This is a genomic window from Fulvivirga ligni (assembly GCF_021389935.1).
GTDB lineage: Bacteria > Bacteroidota > Bacteroidia > Cytophagales > Cyclobacteriaceae > Fulvivirga > Fulvivirga ligni.
Genome location: NZ_CP089979.1, coordinates 4,621,325 through 4,640,386, shown reverse-complemented (window position 1 = coordinate 4,640,386; position 19,062 = coordinate 4,621,325). Strand labels below are relative to the sequence as shown.

Annotated in this window: 12 protein-coding genes; 9 read left to right on the top strand and 3 right to left on the bottom strand. The window is 41.3% G+C overall.

What is annotated here, in order from left to right; all coding sequences use genetic code 11:
- The first annotated feature begins 1 nt into the window (after position 1).
- A complete protein-coding gene (locus tag LVD16_RS19360; RefSeq protein WP_233769938.1) occupies positions 2-2,056 on the top strand; it encodes an OmpA family protein in 2,055 nt (684 codons plus the stop codon).
- A gap of 162 nt (positions 2,057-2,218) precedes the next feature.
- Here the strand turns inward: LVD16_RS19360 and LVD16_RS19355 are convergent, their stop codons facing one another.
- The 3 genes from LVD16_RS19355 to LVD16_RS19345 form a co-directional block, all read right to left on the bottom strand.
- On the bottom strand, positions 2,219-2,755 hold the full coding sequence (locus LVD16_RS19355; RefSeq protein WP_233769937.1) for an REP-associated tyrosine transposase: 537 nt from the start codon (positions 2,753-2,755) through the stop codon (positions 2,219-2,221).
- Between the two features lie 253 nt (positions 2,756-3,008).
- On the bottom strand, positions 3,009-3,752 hold the full coding sequence (locus tag LVD16_RS19350) for a phosphatase PAP2 family protein (protein WP_233769936.1): 744 nt from the start codon (positions 3,750-3,752) through the stop codon (positions 3,009-3,011).
- A 114-nt stretch (positions 3,753-3,866) separates the two neighbouring features.
- Complete coding sequence (locus LVD16_RS19345; protein WP_233769935.1) at positions 3,867-4,991, bottom strand: helix-turn-helix domain-containing protein; 1,125 nt, start codon at positions 4,989-4,991, stop codon at positions 3,867-3,869.
- A gap of 343 nt (positions 4,992-5,334) precedes the next feature.
- Here LVD16_RS19345 and LVD16_RS19340 point away from each other — a divergent pair, with 343 nt between their 5' ends.
- The 8 genes from LVD16_RS19340 to LVD16_RS19305 all read left to right on the top strand — a co-directional run bounded on the left by LVD16_RS19340 (position 5,335) and on the right by LVD16_RS19305 (position 19,029).
- A complete protein-coding gene (locus tag LVD16_RS19340; RefSeq protein WP_233769934.1) occupies positions 5,335-6,237 on the top strand; it encodes a hypothetical protein in 903 nt (300 codons plus the stop codon).
- 262 nt (positions 6,238-6,499) lie between these two features.
- The gene (locus LVD16_RS19335) at positions 6,500-8,260 is read left to right on the top strand and encodes a hypothetical protein (RefSeq protein ID WP_233769933.1); all 1,761 of its coding nucleotides are present in this window, start codon (positions 6,500-6,502) and stop codon (positions 8,258-8,260) included.
- Between the two features lie 792 nt (positions 8,261-9,052).
- On the top strand, positions 9,053-9,970 hold the full coding sequence (locus tag LVD16_RS19330; RefSeq protein WP_233769932.1) for a sulfatase-like hydrolase/transferase: 918 nt from the start codon (positions 9,053-9,055) through the stop codon (positions 9,968-9,970).
- Entirely contained in the window at positions 9,961-10,713 is a 753-nt protein-coding gene (locus tag LVD16_RS19325; RefSeq protein ID WP_233769931.1) for a sulfatase-like hydrolase/transferase, read from the top strand. Before LVD16_RS19330 ends, LVD16_RS19325 begins: the two co-directional genes overlap by 10 nt.
- A gap of 65 nt (positions 10,714-10,778) precedes the next feature.
- Positions 10,779-13,247 carry a glutaminase family protein gene (locus LVD16_RS19320; protein ID WP_233769930.1) on the top strand — a complete coding sequence of 823 codons (2,469 nt, stop codon included), beginning with the start codon at positions 10,779-10,781 and terminating at the stop codon, positions 13,245-13,247.
- A 119-nt stretch (positions 13,248-13,366) separates the two neighbouring features.
- Positions 13,367-14,785: a glycoside hydrolase family 125 protein gene (locus tag LVD16_RS19315; protein WP_233769929.1), complete on the top strand. Its 1,419-nt coding sequence runs from the start codon at positions 13,367-13,369 to the stop codon at positions 14,783-14,785.
- 21 nt (positions 14,786-14,806) lie between these two features.
- Positions 14,807-16,957: a GH92 family glycosyl hydrolase gene (locus tag LVD16_RS19310; RefSeq protein ID WP_255697682.1), complete on the top strand. Its 2,151-nt coding sequence runs from the start codon at positions 14,807-14,809 to the stop codon at positions 16,955-16,957.
- A gap of 17 nt (positions 16,958-16,974) precedes the next feature.
- Positions 16,975-19,029 (top strand): glycoside hydrolase domain-containing protein, encoded by a 2,055-nt coding sequence (locus tag LVD16_RS19305; protein WP_233769927.1) that lies wholly within the window; start codon positions 16,975-16,977, stop codon positions 19,027-19,029.
- Positions 19,030-19,062: the final 33 nt, after the last annotated feature.

The following is a 19,062-nucleotide window of genomic DNA, read 5'->3' as shown; positions in this document are numbered from 1 at the left end:
CATGAGAAGAAATTTTTTACTGTTGATATTCATCTTATTTCATGGAGCTGTAGGAGCGCAAAATGCAGAGTTGAAGACCTCAGCTGAGGCTAGCTTTAAGGCTGGTGATTATTACCAGGCCATACCTTTGCTTCAAAAGGTAGTGAAGCAGGCTCCAAAGGATTTTGAAAGCTGGAATATGCTGGCAGAATCTCTTTACCATAGTAGAAATCATAAAAAGGCGGCTAACGCCTATGAGCACCTGGTACAGCTGATAGGTAACGACAAAGAGCTTAGGAATGAGCACTATCTTTCCTACCTATATTATGGTAATAGCTTGATGGCTGTGCAGGATTATGATGGAGCCAAAGAGATCTATCTTATGTTTTTGAGATTAAAGCCACAAGCCCAGAATTACCGCGACTTGAAGCGGATAGCTAATGCCAAGATCCGGTCGTGCTCTGAGGCTCAGAAAATTATGCAGGATGGCTATGTAGGTGAATTTATTATTGAAAAGTTGCCGGAAACTGTAAATGGGAGCTACTCTGATTTTGGTCCGGTATGGAAGGATCAATCTACCTTGCTTTTTACGTCCCTCAGAAGTGATTCTCTGATTACGGTGGAAGACCACGAAGAGTTTCCTGCTGTGAATCAGATATATATGACCCGCAAGAGTAGTGAGGAATGGGATACGCCAGAGTTAGTAGATGAGTATAATAATGATCTTTTTCACAGTGCTAATGGCACCTTTTCTAAAGATGGTAAATCATTTGCCTTCAGCGTATGCCAGGAGAATGATCAGCATGAGGTGAGGTGTGATGTTTATGTTTCCTATAAAAAGCATAACACCTGGACTAAACCAGAAAAGCTCAAAAATGGCATTAACAAAGGTTCTTATACCAGCACCCAGCCGGCCTTTGGTTATTATTCCAGAAGGGGCTTCACCACGGAAATTCTCTATTTTGCCTCCGATAGACCAGGAGGAAAAGGAGGGATGGATATTTGGTATTCGGCCAGAAGCAAAAGAGGCGATTGGGCCGCCCCGGTAAACTGTGGAAGCGCGGTAAACAGCTCGGGAAATGAGATTACTCCGTTCTATGATTCTGATACTCAAACTTTATATTTCAGCTCCGATTACCACTTTGGTCTGGGCGGCTATGATGTTTTCAAGGCTTTTGGAGGTCTTAAAAGTTTTAGAAGACCAGAAAATCTGGGGGCTGCGGTAAATACAGGCTTTGATGATACCTATTTCTCCTGGAGGGTAAGTGAATCCAATGGCACCCTGGTCTCAAACAGGAGTGAAGAAGGCGCTGTGTTTGGCGAAAACTGCTGTGATGATATCTTTTATTTTACGAAGCAGATGGTGATGGAAATTCCTGCCATTGTTATCAATGCTGACTCTGTTCCATTGGCTGAAGCTACCGTAGCGCTACGTGTGCAGGGCACAGAAGCCTCTGATACTGCATCTGTGATGCTGCAAACTGAAAAGAAAGGAACCTTTACCATCAGACATCTTCAAGATCAAAATATTGAAGTGGCAGCCTCAAAAATGGGTTATGAAAACACTTTCATGGATATAAGCAGAGATAGCTATCCTGATACCGTGATTTTGGTGATGAATAAGAAAACCGAGCAAAAGGAAATAGAGACCATTACGGAGGTAAAGCCACTGGCACTTACAGATAAGTCGCTGAATGTAAAAGAGCTTAAGAAAGGTACTGTTTTAGTGATGGAGCACATATATTTTGAATTTGGAGCTTCAGATATTCAGGAGGGAGCATTGAAAGATATCGATATACTCGAGAAATTCCTCAGTGCTAACCCGACCATCAAGATTGAAATTGCAGGGCATACCGATAGTAAAGGCGATGAAAAGCTAAACCAGGAACTCTCACAAGAAAGAGCTGATGCCATTAGAAGATACCTTATTGAAAAAGGTATAGACGCTGACCGATTGAAAGCAGTAGGCTACGGAGAAGAAAAGCCAATAGCCCCCAATGAAAACCCAGATGGATCTGACAATGAAGCCGGTAGAAAGCTAAATCGTAGAACAGAAGTGGTGATTTTGGAGAATTAGCAACAATTTTATGTAGCGCAACCTTAATTAGCTGGTGTTAGCGCGCGTTTCACAACGCGTGCTGGCTTATCACGGTCACGCGTTGTAAAACGCGCGCCAACTATGAACCCTGAATCATGAGGTTAGCGCGCGTTTCAAACGCGTGCTTCTACCCTCAATTGATTAATTCAACATCCAGCATACATTAATGCCACTATAATCTCTTGCAGAACTGTACCAGTAATATTCCGGCTCATCCACGATCTCGCATTCCACAGGGTTATAATGTATATAAGTTAATTTCTGCTCTTGAAATTTATTCGACATAAGTAACTCGGGGGGATTTCCATCTTGCCACACCTTATAACTTGTGATTCGTTTTAGTTTTTCTCCCGATGCTTTAAAAGCTCTCAAAAGCCATTCTTTCCTACTTTCGTTTATTGTTCCCAAAAGTTCTATGGCTTGCCTGGACGTGAATTTTTTAAAATCTCTTATTATAGCTCCAACTGGCTCACTATCGGATCTAATAATCATATGTAAATGACTTGGCATTAAGCACCAGGCATTAATGACCAATCCTTTATTGTTTTGACAGTATTTTAATGATTCCACAATGCTATGTTTAAACTCTTTTCTTGTGAATAGGTCTATCCAGTGCACTATGGATAGCGTAACGAAGTATCTACCCTCAGGATCATCAAATTTATACTTCTCTGACATCTAATTAAGTTAGTGAAAATTTATGTGAAGAGTAGATTGAATTGGAACGTTTTGTGGGATAGGCACGCGTTGTGAAACGCGCGCCAACTAAAAAATTCAGTGTGGGGATGGGCACGCGTTATGAAACGCGCACCAACTCCGCGCTAACTAATAATCATCGTTAGTATCGTTAGCGTGCATTTCATAATGCGTGCTTGCCGAGTTCACCAACTACAGTCTAACCTTCGTTAACCCCCTTTTCAAACGCCTACAATCAAAACCCCAACCTAAAATAAACCCCCACATGATCACCACTAACCGTAGGGGCCAGGGTAATTTCCTTTGATTTTTTGAAGGGGTTCCAGTTTTTTAAGGGTTCGAAGTGGTAGACCAGCTTGGTGACTAGTATCCCCAAGCCGGCACCGACCATAACGTCAGATAGCCAGTGGCGGTTGTTGACTATTCTTAGGCTGCCAACCAGCGTGGTAGTGGAGTAGCCGCTCCAGGCCAGGATTGGGGAGCTGTCCTTGAACTCCTCGTACAATACGGCAGCGTTGGAGAAGGAAAAGGAGGTGTGGCCGGAAGGGAAAGACTGAGGATGTCCGTTAGGCCGATCTTTGTCTATCAGGTTTTTTCCGGCGTGGGTGAGTCCGGCGGTAATGATGTTGACTATGGCCAGGTACTTGGTCTGATCAAACCAATGGTTTTTGGCTTTGGCTCCCAAAAGATCAGCGGTGTAGAGGGTAACGATAGGGGTGTATTGAATTAAATCATCAATAGGCAATTGAAAGTCAATGTCATTTTCAGTGCCATCATGGAAACTGTTCTTGATTTCATGTTCTAAATGGCTACCACTGAGCGCAGAACCAACAATAATCAGCGAACCGGGAACTACCAATTGCCTGATTTTTATCTTGTCTTTTTTTGAGTCAATCTGTAGAGAATCGATGGTTTGAGCCTGTGTCTGTTGAAAAAATGACAGTGCGCCTAGTAGCAGAGAAAACATTGTTTTTCGCATAATTAAATCGAGTGATGATTAGCCTTATTGTAAAAATTAAATGAGGCGCAAATGTGCGGTAATCGAGCTTTCAAGGGGTTCTGGATAGTCGGAACCTGATAAATACGGACTTATTTAGTCGTTTAGCGACTGCTTTTTGAATGCTGAAGGAGTAGTTCCGGTTTCTTTCTTGAAAGCCGTATAGAATGCCGTCTTGGAGTTGAACCCGGCTTCCAGACCAATGGCCAGCAGGCTGTAGCGATCAAAGTCAGGATCAAGCAGCATTTTTTTTACCTCTTCTGTGCGGTAGTAGTTTAGATATTCTGGAATGGTTTTATCAGAATGTTCATTGATGAGGGTGGAAAGATAGCCCTCGCTGATATGTAGCCGTTGGGCTATGTCAGCCCGGCTTAGATTGGGGTTGCGGTAAATATGCTCATCCTCAAAAAGGCGGATCATTTGGGTGAAATATTGATTCTCTGAATCAGGCTGCGAAGTCCTCTGTGTTGTGACTTGCTTTTTGCTTTCTACAACCTGCCTGATCTCATATCTATTGCGAGCTAGCCTGAATTTTAAAATGCCTTTGTACCCAATCCAATAAAACAAGATGTTGATGAAAATCCATATCACATAGCTGAAATCCTGATTTGAAATGCCTTCAACCGTTAGAATAGTGATCCAGGTAAGAGTAAGAGCCACATGAAAACTGTAGAATACTTTTACCCACTTCATATTATCCTCCAGAAGAGGGTTTTTGATGGCCTTTCTTCTGAAAATGAGGAAGTATTCAGCTATTAATAACGTAATGTTGAAGACCAAGGAGAAATAAAACTCCAGGGTAAAGAATATAGGCATCCATGCTTTATAGTGAATAGTGTACCAATGAAAGTAAACATCTCCACCTACGTATAAATTGGCTACGAGTGAGATGGCAAAAGGGGCAAATAATAACAGTTGATAAGGATGATGGCGATTATCAAAGCTCACAGAAGCCCTGTAATAAAGGTACAGCGTGGCAGGAAACAGTAGCACCAGTTCTATATCCTCAAACAATCGCATGGCGGGATAAACCTGATAAATCGACGATTTGAGCAACAAAGTTTGAGCATTGATCAGCACAATAATGATCAAGCTTACACCCAAAAGAATATTGGTATTGGTTCTAAAATACTTGGACGACATGATAATCAGCGCAAAAAAGAGCCCCTGCATGGCCCCGAAAATGATGATCAAATCAATAAAATCAACCTGGATATTCACCGGATAGATAACTTTTAAAATCTATGAGATTTCAAAGTTATTACTTGTGGTTAAGATGGCAACAGTTGGCTTTTATTTAAATGTTGAAAGGGGCAGGAGATGGATTAGAAGCTGGTAGTTTCACCTCACCCAAACCCTCTCCTCAAGGAGAGGGCTTTCAACCCCCTTCTCCTTGAGGAGAAGGGCCGGGGATGAGGTGATCACCACTCCGACTTCACCTTCGGAAACCAGCTGCTGCTATTGGGAAATAAAATAAAGAATATGCCATGGGTTTTGTCATTTTTGATTTGTTCAAGCTGATCGCCGGACTGTATCAGCTTTTCAAATAACGAAACTGAAGGAAATGAAAATTCTTATTGGATTAATAGGCTTAGCGCTTTTTGTCACTTTAATAGTTGGCCTTATTAAGCCAGCTTATGTGCTGAAATGGGATAAAAAACCAAATAGATTAAAGGTTTTTGGGTATTGGATCCTTTCCATTGTGGCGCTGAGTGTTTTATCTGCCATGACAGAATCTGAAGAAGACCGAGAACGCTCGCATCTTAGTAAGGCCAAAAATTATATGAAGGAAGAAAGTTATGAAGAGGCTATTAAGGAGTTAGAGGATATAGATACTTCCAGTGAGTTTTACCAAAAGGCTCAACTATTAATAAAGGAGGCCGATAGTCTGAGTTTAGTAACTGATGAGCAAAAGCAATTGGCTCGCGAGATTGAGGCCAGGGAGGCGGCTGAAAATAAATTAGTTGAGCAAAAAGCACAATTAGAAAGAGAGATAGCCTCTATAAATGAGGGAGTGGATTTTTCTCCATATCGTGGTTCCGTAGATGCATTACAGCTGGAGCTTGCCTTGTTTGCGATGTGGGCTAATATTATCTCCAACGGTGAGGATTCTCCAGATGCTGAAATAAAGAAATTGTCAAAAGTTCTAAAATCCAAGATAGTAAAACTGCAGGTTGATGAATTTCCCAAACTAAGAAAGAATTACGCGCAAGTGGTGGGTAATCTCATGTGGGAACTAGATATCTATGTGAACTCTAGCAGTAGCCGTGATCGCTATTTAAATATCACAGGGGCAATCTTTGCAGCCAATAAAAACATTAAGGAGGCCCAACAGAAGCTGCTGGATGCACCAAAGCTATTTAGATTCCGGGAAACACGATATAGATGGTACAAGGGCCAGGAAGACTTTACCTACTATACTACTTACCAAGGGAAAGATTCTGATTTAGTTGACATAAGTGAATAAGAGTAAATCGTTTAAGCTTAGGTGTTTTTACTTAATTTCATAGGTGTTTTTCACTAATGAGCATTACTAAATGAGTTGGATTAGTTTGCTTTTATCTCATGTAAGAAAGAATGGGATTTGTATATGTTTGGTCGCTTGGGAAAAATAATTTGAAATGCCTTAGATTGGAAGGCGAAAAAAATAAGAGAATGTTTTTTGTCCTTTACACGGATGTTGTACGCCATGCGAAAAAGAGCCAACGCACGACAAGAAAGTTTAGAAAATGAATATTAATCAAATTGAAATAACGAATGTAAAAGGTATTGGTAATAAGTCATTCCAACTTGATTTAAATCCTAACAAGCCAAATATTCTTGTGGCACCAAATGGTTTTGGTAAAAGTTCATTTGCACTTGCATTTGACCGCTTAAAAAGAGACAAAATTGAATTAGGCGATAAAGAATATTTCAACAAAGACACTACTAATCGTCCTGAATTAAAAATCAAACTTTCCAATGGCGTAGAGTTGATGGCTGACGATAATCAAAACACAATCAGCGATATGTTTGATGTTGTCATAATCAAAAATCAGACTGAGCCAAAATCGGTTATTCAAACAATTCCCGGCCGTCCGCCTTTTGCAAGAACATCCTTAGACATTGTTAAGACTACATTGGTTCAAACAATCCCACAGAAAGTCGATTTTGCATACCATTCAGCAACTCTAAAGGCTTATTTTGGAGCTAATGGAAATAAGATACTTACCAATATATCCAGCTTATTCAGTTCAGCTAAATTCATCTTGAATATTGAAAACAAGATTGACTTTTCAAGATTTGAGCTTAAGTCTTTTAAAAAGATAATAGAGCCAGCTATTGAGCAAATTAATAATCAAGCAGGAACAGGCAATCAAATAAAAACATGGATTGAAGACAATCTGCTTGACGAGCTTAAAGGGCATGAAGAATTTTCAAAATTTACTTCTATAATTCAATCTTTTGGCTTTGAAGTTTTGAATGATGAAGTAGATTATTACTTAACCGCATGGCAGTTAATTACTGTTAGAAATGAAATGGGCGCTGACTTTAAAAAGGCTTGCAAATACCTTTACTTCTTAGATAAAAAGCAGCATTACACAGAAACAATTGCAAACTACAACCCTGTTAAAAACAGGTTTGATATAAAACCAAAAGCCGAAGGAAATAGTCTTGTTGTTAATTGGCCAAAGGCACATGAAATTTCAAATGGACAAAGGGACATTTTGACATTCATGGCTCTGCTTTTAAAAACCAGGAATAGCTTCAAAAAGAAAGATTGCATCCTTGTTATTGACGAAATCTTCGACTACATGGATGATGCAAACCTGATAACTTTCCAATATTACATCTCAACCTTTATTGAAGAGATGAAAACTGATAAAAGGCGAATTTTTCCAATTCTGCTAACACATTTAGATCCATTGTTTTTTAATCATTTCTGTTTCAACGACAATAAAATTAAAGTTTGCTACATAAAGGACATCAAGGTTAAGTCCAATCAACATATTCTGAATATCATTTACAACCGTGAAGATGAAATGATTAAAGACACAGTAGATGAGCATTATTTTCACTTCCACCCTGATTCAGGAGCAATTGATATAACCAAAGAATTTAAGACTTTAAAACTGAATACAGATTGGGGAACACCAGAAAAGTTTTTTAAAAAGATATTTCGAGAAGTGAGGAGATATTTATTTGATGATGAAACATTCGACCCGCTTGCAATATGTTTTGGGGTCAGAATTCAAATAGAACAGTTAGTTTATGCCAGAATTCCTGATGATGAAAACAAAAGGAAGTTCATTGAAGAAAATAACGGCACGAAAAACAAACTTCATTTTGCACAAGGCATTGGAGTTCAAATTCCTGAGACCTATTTCTTATTGGGCATTATTTACAATACTTCTTTGCATTTATCACAGGGGCAAGACATTTCAAAACCCCTTGGACTCAAATTAGAGAATGGAACAATTAAACAAATGATAATGAACTTGTGGAATTAAAAATGTCGTCCCTTCGCATCCATACCTCCAACTAGCGCAAGCGTCCGCTTGTGCCTAATTCAGAGATAAATACGCTAATAAATCAAGAGCTTCTAATATTATTGACAACGACAAACTCACCAACTCAAATCCATTTAAAATCCATGTAATGAAGGCACAAGTGGACACTTGCGCCAGATTTTAATAGGTTTTGTCCGTTTCTAATAAGCATAAACCCCGCAGTCGCTCGGCTCTGCCGCGTGACGGCTATTTCTGAAGCCTCTGGCCGGTTAGGTACGGATGAACATGAATAACTATGGTTATAATCAGGTTAAGTCAGGCCTTTCTCTATCTTTTCGGTTTTAAGGTTAGAATATTCGTGCTTTATCGGCCAGAGGCCTAAATCATAATGATCTCAACTGGCGCAAGCGTCCGCTTGTGCCTAATTCAGAAAAAAAATCGCTAATAAATCAAGAGCTTCTAATTTTATAAACAGGACAAACACACCAACTTAAATCCATTTGAAACCCTTGCAATGAAGGCACAAGCGGACGCTTGCGCCAGGTTTTCATAAGTTTTGTCCGTACATAATAAGCATAATCCATGTTGATCAATGGCCTAGTGTAGAACCGTCACGTGACTAGAAGAAGCCATTAATCCATCCATCTGGCCAATAATTACATACCCATCACCGCTCAACCACTCACCACAGCATTCCACCTGTCTAAATAACTTTTGCTTTATTACTTCGTCAATTTTTGGTAATAAAATAAATATTCCGTTCTTTAGATAAACCGATTTAGCTAACTACTCATGAAACTTCGCTACCTCATTCATGTTTGGTCCGTTCTTTTTGCGGCCATTATTACTGTTTCATTATCAGCGTCATGCACGTCATCTCAGGGTGCGGGGGCTACCACAGCTTCAAAACCAGCGAAAAGACCTAACATAGTATTGATCATGTCAGATGATATGGGGTATTCAGATTTGGGTTGTTACGGCGGGGAGATCAACACGCCCCAGCTGGATAAGTTGGCGCAGGAAGGGGTGCGGTTCACTCAGTTTTATAATGCCGCCAGGTGTTGTCCTACCAGAGCGTCCTTAATATCAGGCCTTTATCCGCATGATACGGGCATTGGCCACATGACTAATCCACCCAAGGCTGATCAGCAGCATGACTATAATCTGCCGGGCTACCGTGGGTTTTTGAATAAAGAGTGTGCTACCATGGCTGAGGTGCTGAAGGGTGCGGGCTACCAAACGTATATGTCGGGCAAGTGGCATTTGGGTGTGCAAAAGCAGGAGCTATGGCCTAATCAAAGAGGTTTTGACCAGTTTTACGGCATACTGGCTGGTGCTACCAACTACTTTAAACCAGTAGAGCCCAGACAGATCTACGAGCAAAATGAATCAATAGAAGTTACTGATCCTGAGTATTATACCACTGATGCCTTTACTGATAAGGCCATTGAATTTATCAATGAGGGAGATCAGGATAGGCCATTCTTTTTATACCTGGCCTATAATGCGCCGCACTGGCCGCTTCAGGCACCTAAAGAAGATATTGACAAGTACAGAAGCACTTATAAAGAAGGCTGGGAGAAGGTAAGAGAGGATCGTTTTGCCCGCATGAAAGCGCTGGGCATTCTGGATACCTCCTGGGAACTGACCGAGGCCGATGCACCAGAGTGGAGCAGTCTGCCGGAAGAAAAAGGGAGGAAATGGCGCTGAGAAGGGCAATTTATGCGGCTCAGGTAGATAGAATGGACCAGAACATAGGGCGATTAGTGAAATATTTAATGGATAAAAATGAGTTAGATAACACGCTTTTCGTCTTCTTAAATGATAACGGGGCCTGTGCCGAGGGTGGAACCTTAGGTGGGGGTAATAAAGATTTGTTGGAAACAGAGGAAGGTTTATGGTTGACTTACGGACAAGCCTGGGCAAATTCATCTAACACTCCGTTTAGGAGGTATAAGCACTGGGTGCATGAAGGTGGTATTTCCAGCCCGCTGATCATTCGCTGGCCGGGCATGGCAGCGCAGTATAAAGGTAAATTTATTCGCGAGCATAGCTTTTTGCCAGATCTTATGGCCACGTTCATAGATGTGGCGCAGGCTGACTATCCGCCGAAAGGCATGGAAAACATTAAGCCGCTGGTGGGTAAAAGCCTCATTCCTGTGCTAAAAGGTAAGGATGAACCTGTGCACATTGAGCCTATTTTCTGGGAGCATGAAGGGAACAAGGCGGTAAGGCTGGGCAAGTATAAGCTGGTGATGCAGTGGAAAGGCAAAAAGAAGAACCATTGGGAGCTTTACGATATGGAAAAAGACCGTACAGAAACTCATGATCTGGCCAGTCAAAATCCTGATAAGGTGAAAGAGATGTCTGATTTATGGCAGCAGTGGGCTGATAATCATCAGGTGAAACCGTGGAATGAAATCCAAAATATTATGTCTGCTAAACATAAATAGTAGTTGTTTCAAACTTATCTTAACCTGAAGAATAAACGTGTATTATAACTGATAAATTTGAATAAATGCTAAGAAGATTTTTTGTTGTATTTGCTTTACTAGCAATATGTTATACTGCTGGAGCGCAGGATTTAAGGGCTCCGGCTTATCCTTTGGTTACGCATAATCCATACCTAAGTATCTGGTCTATGGGTAATGAACTTAACGGATTACCTACCAAGCACTGGACGGGCGATGACCACTCCATTACTGGTATCATCAAAATAGATAATCAATATTACAGAATCATAGGGGAGGAGGCCAAGCAGTTTGAGACCGTGCTCCCTACCGCTGATGAGAAAAGTTACAAGGTAAAGTACACCGAAGAGGAGCCTGCAAATGACTGGCTCAAGGCTGACTTTAAGGATGAGGCCTGGAAAAGCGGTGCTGCACCATTCAGTGATAATGAATCTCTGGCTAAAACGTTATGGAAGAGTAAGCATCTTTGGGTGCGTCGCAGTTTCGATATGCCTTCTGGTGATTTCAAAAAGCTTTACCTCAAGCTGCGTCATGATGATAACATCAAGGTGTACATCAATGGTGAGAAAATCTATGATGTAGAAGGCTGGAAAGATCAGTATAAATTTATAGCTATTGAAGATCAGGTGGCGAAAAAGCTGAAGAAGAAAGGTAATGTATTGGCCATTCACATAGAAAATACGGCTGGTGGCGCCTGGTTAGATGCCGGCATAGTGAAGGAAACCGATGCCATGGCTAAGATCGATATTCAAAAGGCCAAACAAACAGGAGTAGACCTGCATGCCACCCGCACCGTGTATCATTTCGATTGTGGGACCGCCAAAGTGGATGTAACATTTACCTCACCAGCTTTATTGGATGATTTAGAGTTGCTTAGCCGCCCTGTTTCTTATGTTTCAGTGAAAACTAATTTTTCTGATAACAGTAAGCATGATGTGAAATATTACTTCGGCGTTGGCAGTAACCTGGCGGTACACACACCAGCTCAGGAGGTGGAAACCTGGAAGTATAGTGAAAACAATCTGGCCATTATGAAAGCCGGTACCGTAGAGCAGCCCATCTTAAAGAGAAAAGGTGACGGCGTAAGGATTGACTGGGGTTATGCTTATGTGGCCACAGAGGCTGGGGCGAATACCTCACAGTATATCACTCCGGCAGGAAGTGCTATTTTACCTTTCGTTAATGGTAAGAATCCTGGCACAGAAGGCGGCCAGTCAGGCAAATCTATGGTAATGAGCACCGTTACTGACCTGGGATCTGTAAAGGGCGAAACCAAAGAGCAGGTATACCTGATTGGTTATGATGAATTGCAGTCGGTACAGCTGTTCGATCAGAAGTTAACGCCATGGTGGAAAAAGAACTATGAGAGCATGGAAGGCCTGTTGGCTCAGTCTATGAAAGACTACAAGCAGGTGTATGAAAGATGCGAAGCCTTTGATAGTCAGTTAGATAAAGATGCAGTAGCAGCGGGTGGAGAGAAGTACGCGGAGTTATGTAACCTGGCTTATCGACAAGCTATAGCGGCCCATTCTTTACTTGAAAACAAAGAGGGCGATTTGCTCTTTATGTCAAAAGAAAATCATAGCAATGGCTCTATAAATACAGTGGATATCACTTATCCATCATCGCCATTATTCCTGATCTATAACCCTGATTTGGTAAAAGGTATGATGAATGGCATTTTCTATTACAGTGAGAGCGGCCGATGGAAAAAGCCTTTCCCGGCGCATGATTTAGGTACTTACCCTATTGCCACAGGCCAAACTTATGGTGAAGATATGCCTGTAGAAGAAGCCGGTAATATGCTCACGTTGGCAGCAGCCATTGCTGAAATGGAAGGCAATGCTGATTATGCGAAATCACACTGGGCTACCCTTACTACCTGGGCCGAATACTTAATGAAGAGCGGTTTTGATCCTGCTAATCAGCTTTCTACGGATGATTTTGCCGGGCACCTGGCCAGAAATGCCAACCTTTCTATCAAGGCTATTATGGCCATTGCTTCATACGGCAAGCTGGCTGGTATGTTGGGAGATAAGGCCGCCGAAAAGAAATATATGAGTGCCGCCAAAGACTTCGCTAAGAAGTGGACCAAATTGGCCAATAACGGTGATCATTATACTTTAGCTTTCGAAAAGAAAGGCACCTGGAGCCAGAAGTACAACCTGGTTTGGGATGATATGCTGGATTTCCATGTATTCCCTGAGTCAGTGCACCAAAAAGAGATCAAGTATTACCTCACTCAGCAAAGAAAATATGGCCTTCCTCTGGATAGCAGAAAGACTTACACCAAGTCTGACTGGGTAATGTGGACCGCCAGCATGGCTGACAATGAAGAAGATTTTAAAGCGTTAATTAATCCTATGTGGGACTATGCTAACGAAACCCAGGACAGAGTGCCTGTAAGTGACTGGCATGAAACTACTGATGCCAGAGTGCCGAATTTTAAGGCCCGATCAGTAGTAGGCGGCTATTTTATGAAAATGCTTCAATGGAAGCTTGAAAACAAAAAGTAATCAATCAAATAAGTAACTACAGTGGTGCATGGTGATTTGGAGTTGGTAATAACAATGAACCGGGAAGCCATCATCACTATTAATAAATTAACTACTAAACTCCTTACATATTAGAACTCATGGACAGAAGAAAATTTATGCAAAGTTCAGCAGCCGTAGGAGCTGCAGCAGCTCTCGTAAATCCGTATTCACTATACGCCGCAGATGCATTTCCTGTGGTAAGAGTAGCGGAAGGCAAGAGAAATTTTAAAAGCAAGGCTATTGAAAAAGCCATTAAGAAATTTCAAAAAGGTGTAAAAAATGAAGAGTTAGCCTGGTTATTCAATAACTGCTTTCCTAACACTATTGACACCACCGTTACCTATTCTAATAACGGCGGTAAACCAGATACCTATGTAATCACTGGTGACATTGATGCCATGTGGCTCAGAGACAGTGTGGCGCAGGTTTGGCCATACCTGAAGTTTATAGATGAAGACAAAGAGCTTCAAAATCTTATCGCAGGGGTAATTAACCGCCAGACCAGCTATATTCTGAAAGATCCTTATGCGAATGCTTTCTATGATGATCCTAACAAAAGAGGAGAGTGGGCTACTGACTTAACGGACATGAAGCCTGGTGTGCACGAAAGAAAGTACGAGATTGATTCTTTATGCTATCCAATTCGTTTGGCATATAACTACTGGAAAGCTTCTGGTGATACAAAACCATTCGATGCAGACTGGCAAAAAGCGATAAAGGCCATTTTAAAAACCTTTAAAGAGCAGCAGAGAAAAGAGAATTTAGGTCCATACTCGTTCATGAGAGAAACACCTCATGCTACAGATACTTTAACTATGAAAGGTTATGGTTATCCTGTAAATCCTGTAGGTCTTATCTGCTCTATGTTCCGTCCTAGTGATGATGCTACAGTTTATCCATTCCTTATTCCTTCTAACTTCTTCGCGGTAGTAAGTTTGAGACAAGCAGCTACTATGATGACTGAAATTGCCAATGATGCCGCTACGGCCAAGCAACTGACAGCATTAGCTGATGAAGTAGATAAGGCATTAAAAGAATATGCAGTAGTAGATCATCCTAAATATGGTAGAATCTATGCCTTCGAGGTAAATGGCTTCGGTAGCTATAATCTGATGGATGATGCCAACGTACCTAGCTTATTATCACTTCCTTATCTGGATGCGGTGGACGTTAATGATCCTATTTATCAGAACACCAGAAAGTACATCTGGTCATTGGATAACCCATTCTTCTTTAAAGGTAAAGCTGCAGAAGGTATCGGTGGACCACACGTAGGGCATGATATGATCTGGCCTATGAGTATCACCATGAAAGGTCTTACCAGCACTAGCAAAGATGAGATAAAATGGTGTATCAAAACTTTGCAGGCTACTCATGGTGGCACTGGATTTATGCACGAATCTTTCCATAAAGATGATCCTAAGAACTTCTCAAGATCATGGTTTGCCTGGGCGAACACGCTTTTTGGTGAGTTCTTGTATAAAACATTCGAGGAAAACCCTGAATTGTTATCATAATTAGAAAAGGATCAGTTAGTGATGAAGAAAAATATATTGCTGATATGCGTTTTATGCGCTATCTCTTTGAAATACTGTTATTCACAAAAGAAGGATTACACCCAATATGTTAATCCCTTTGTAGGAACAGCGCCATTAACTGATCCTGATTTTATTGGTTATACTCCGCCCCGCGATTGGAGAGTGTGGGCGGGCTTAACTTTTCCAGGCTCATCATTGCCTAATGCCATGGTGCAGCTCAGTCCGATTACTCAATATGGCTCAGGAGCCGGTTATGAGTATGAAGATGATGAAATAATCGGCTTCACGCATACTAATAAAGGCCACTGGAATCTATGTCATATTCCTATTATGCCCATTTCCTCAGATGCGAGCCATCCTTTTAAGTCACACTACAGTCATGATCAGGAAAAGGCCTCTCCAGCTTATTACGAAGTAGACCTGAAAGACTATCATGTAAAAGCTCGACTTACCTCTACTTTGCGTTGCGGCTATCATGCTTATACTTATGAAAATGCCAATAACCGCAGAATTCTATTTGATCTGGGAAGGGCCAATCATGGCGTTTCAGACTGGAAAATAGAGAAAAAAGACTCAAAAACGCTCGCCGGATTTCAAAGAACAGGTGGTGAGAAAATCTACTTCTATGCCGAACTCAGTCATGACATTACGGATTTAAGTACCCAAGATGAGGGCAAAAGAGACGGTTATGCCACCCTAACGGTAGCAGATGGTGGAGCTAAAGAAGTAACTTTAAAAATTGCCCTTTCTTTCGTAAGCATAGAGAATGCAAAGGAAAACCTAAAACAAGAAATTGGAAGCCAGACTTTCGATCAGATTCATACTAAAGGTCAACAAACCTGGAATGACCTGTTATCGACAATAGAAGTTAAGGGTGGTACTGATAAACAAAGGAATATATTCTATTCCTCGTTTTATCGCTCATTCTTATGGCCTGCATTAAGAAGTGATATCAACGGCCAGTTTATTGACAGGTCTGGAAACACCAGAACAGAAGACTTTAATTACTACACCAACCCATCTTTGTGGGATACTTTTAGAAACAAGCTAGTGCTGCTGAGCATGGTTTCTCCAGAAGTAACGAATGACGTGATTAAATCATTGATAGATCAGGGCGAGATTACTGGTTTCATTCCTACTTTCTTTCATGGGGATCATGCGGCTCCCTTTATCATCGGCTCATATTTAAGAGGTGTGAATGATTTTGACATTAAAAAGGCCTATGAATTGTTGCTCAACAATGCCACTAAAGAAGGTGGTACAAGGCCGCACATTACAGAATACATTGAGAAAGGCTACATATCCACACCCGAAAGGGAGCATCCGCACGTGGAAACAAAGGCCAAAGCAGGTGTTTCTAAAACCCTGGAATACGCGTACGATGATTATGCTATCTCATTATTAGCTAAGCACTTAGATGATCAGAAGAACTTTGAAGTCTACTCCAAACGAGCTCAGAATTATAAGAATGTATTTGACTCTGCTACCCGATTTATGAAAGGGAAGCTGGAAGATGGTAGCTGGGTGAAGAATTTTGATCCGCAATATCCATATTATGAATACATGTACAGAGAGGCCAATGCCTGGCAGGTGTCTTTCTTCGTTACGCATGATATGCCTGGGTTGGTAGACCTTTATGGAGGGAAAAAGGCCTTTGAAGAGAAATTGGATTCACTCTTTACATTGCCCTGGAATCCTAACCATATTGCAAGAAACGTCAGCAGCTTTATTGGTCAGTACTGCCACGGCAATCAGCCCGACCATGAGGCCCCCTTTGCTTACTACTTTGCCGATAAACCGGAGAAATCGCAGCAAGTGCTGGATAATATTTTGAATAATTTCTATGGAGTAGGAGAGTATGGCCTCGCACTGTCAGGCATGGATGATGCTGGGGAGATGAGCGCCTGGTATGTTTTCAGTGCCTTAGGTTTATATCCTTTTTCATCAGTAGATAATGAGTACATTGTTTCCGTACCATTGTTTGATGAAGTAGTTTGGCACACAAAAGAAGGCAAAACACTGTCTATTAAGAAAGAAGGTCCTAGCCGTGAGCTTAAGAAGATTAAAGTGGATGGAAAAACGCAGAAAGGCTATTTCGTGCCTTACCATCTCTTTGAAAACGGAGCCAATATCAATATCATAACTAAATAATTTCAATACTTACCTGAATGATCAAGATCAATCATTTTCGCATTTTTATTCTATCCTTATTTATTGTTTTTACGCAATTCTCAGTTTTTGCTCAGTCAGATCAGGTAAATGTCTTTTTGGGTACATCGGGCGATCATGGTCAGATGTCACCTGCGGCCAGCTATCCATTTAGCATGTTGAGCATTGGCCCACAAACCTATCCTGCAACACATCCTGGCTATGAATACTATGCTAAGCAATACCTTGGTTTTACGCATAATAGAATGGAAGGCGTTGGCTGTCAGGGAGATGGTGGAAATATTCTTATCAAGCCCTTTACCAATAATGAGCAGGATGCCGAGCTGATTAAAACAAGTCAGTTGGGCAGCCCGGGTTTTTATGGGGTGAAATTTGATAACGGCATTCAGGCGCAGTTTACGGTGAATAAAAAGCAGGGAGTACATCAATATGAGTTCAGTGAGGGCGACAATGGCTTTTACATTGATTTGGGCTACGCTTTTGTAGGCAGATTTGTAGAAGAGCAACATAAGATATCAGGCAATACCATTACTGGCTTTGTAAGAGCAGGAACCACCTGTAGCAGAGGTATTTACAAGATATACTACGCTATGGAATTTAGCGAAAATGTAAAGTTTGAGAAGTCTGGAGAGCACCAGGTTTTAGCCCTCCTGGATACAGATCAGAAAAAGGTTGACATCAGGATTGCCTTTTCATCAGTAGATGTGGAACATGCTAAAAAATCTATCACTTCAGATTCATTTTCTCAATTAAAAGCAGCCACTGAGCAGGCTTGGAATCAGAAGTTGAGTCAGGTAAAAGTAGAAGGTGATAAAGAGAGAGCAGATCTTTTCTATTCCTTGCTTTATCGCACATTACAGTCGCCTTTTGAGATATCAGAGGAGGATCATAGCTACAGAGCCATTGATGGATCACTGCAAAAATCTAAAAAGAATACCTTTTATAATGGCTGGGCCATTTGGGATAATTATAAAACGCAACTTCCCTTATTATCAATGGCTTACGCCAAAGAATATGGTGACATGGTTTGGTCGATAGAGCAGATGTATAACCATGGAAAGGATGATTTTTCCACTCCTAATGAACCCTCACATACTGTGCGTACTGAGCATGCCGTAGTGGTATTGCTAGACGCTTATAGAAAAGGTTATAAAGTGGATTTTGCCTCTATTTTAGATTCGCTGGTAAGTGAAAACAATAAACTGGATTTTAAAAGCCCTGATAAGGCCCTCGAATCATGTTATGACGATTGGGCCCTGGCAGAAATATACCAGGAGCTGGGGCAGGAGCAGGCTGCTACCAAATACAAGCAAAAAGCAGCAGCGTACAAAGGCCATTGGAAAAAGGATTTTCAAGACCTCAGCAAGAATGATATTGACAGAATGGGAGCCCGAGGCATGTATCAGGGTACAGTGTGCCAGTACCGCTGGTTGGTGCCCTATGATGTGAAAGGCCTCATAGAGCTCACTGGTGGAGAAGCTGAATTTATCAGTCAGTTAGATCAATTTTTCAAAGGCGATTATTATAACCATGCCAATGAGCCTGATATTCAGGTACCTTGGATGTATCAGGCCACTTCACAACCCTGGATGAGCCAGAAACTCATCCATCAGATAGCTATCGATACAGTAAACCAGTTTTACTTTAATAACAACAGCAAAGGCATAGATCCTTTTGTCGGTAGAATCTACAACAATAGACCCAAAGCCTTCTTATCCACCATGGATGATGACGCCGGTGCGCTCTCTGGCTGGTTTGTTTTGGCAGGAATAGGACTTACACCCGCAGCGGTGGGTGAACCGATCTATTATATTCATGTTCCTCTGTTTAAAAAGGTGGTGCTAAACGAGAGTTCTAAGCATCCGCTCACCATTCAGGTAAGTAATTTTTCAGACAAAAATGTCTATATCAAAAATCTCACCCTTAACGGTAAAAAGCTACAGCGAAACTGGCTCACTCATGAGGAGCTAATGAAGGGTGGTGAACTCATGATTGAGTCTTCAGCTCAGATAGTGAAGCATCCTGAATGGCAGGTGTGGTCTTCCGAGTTATGATTTTCATATAGTCAAAAGCAATTTAAGGTGCCG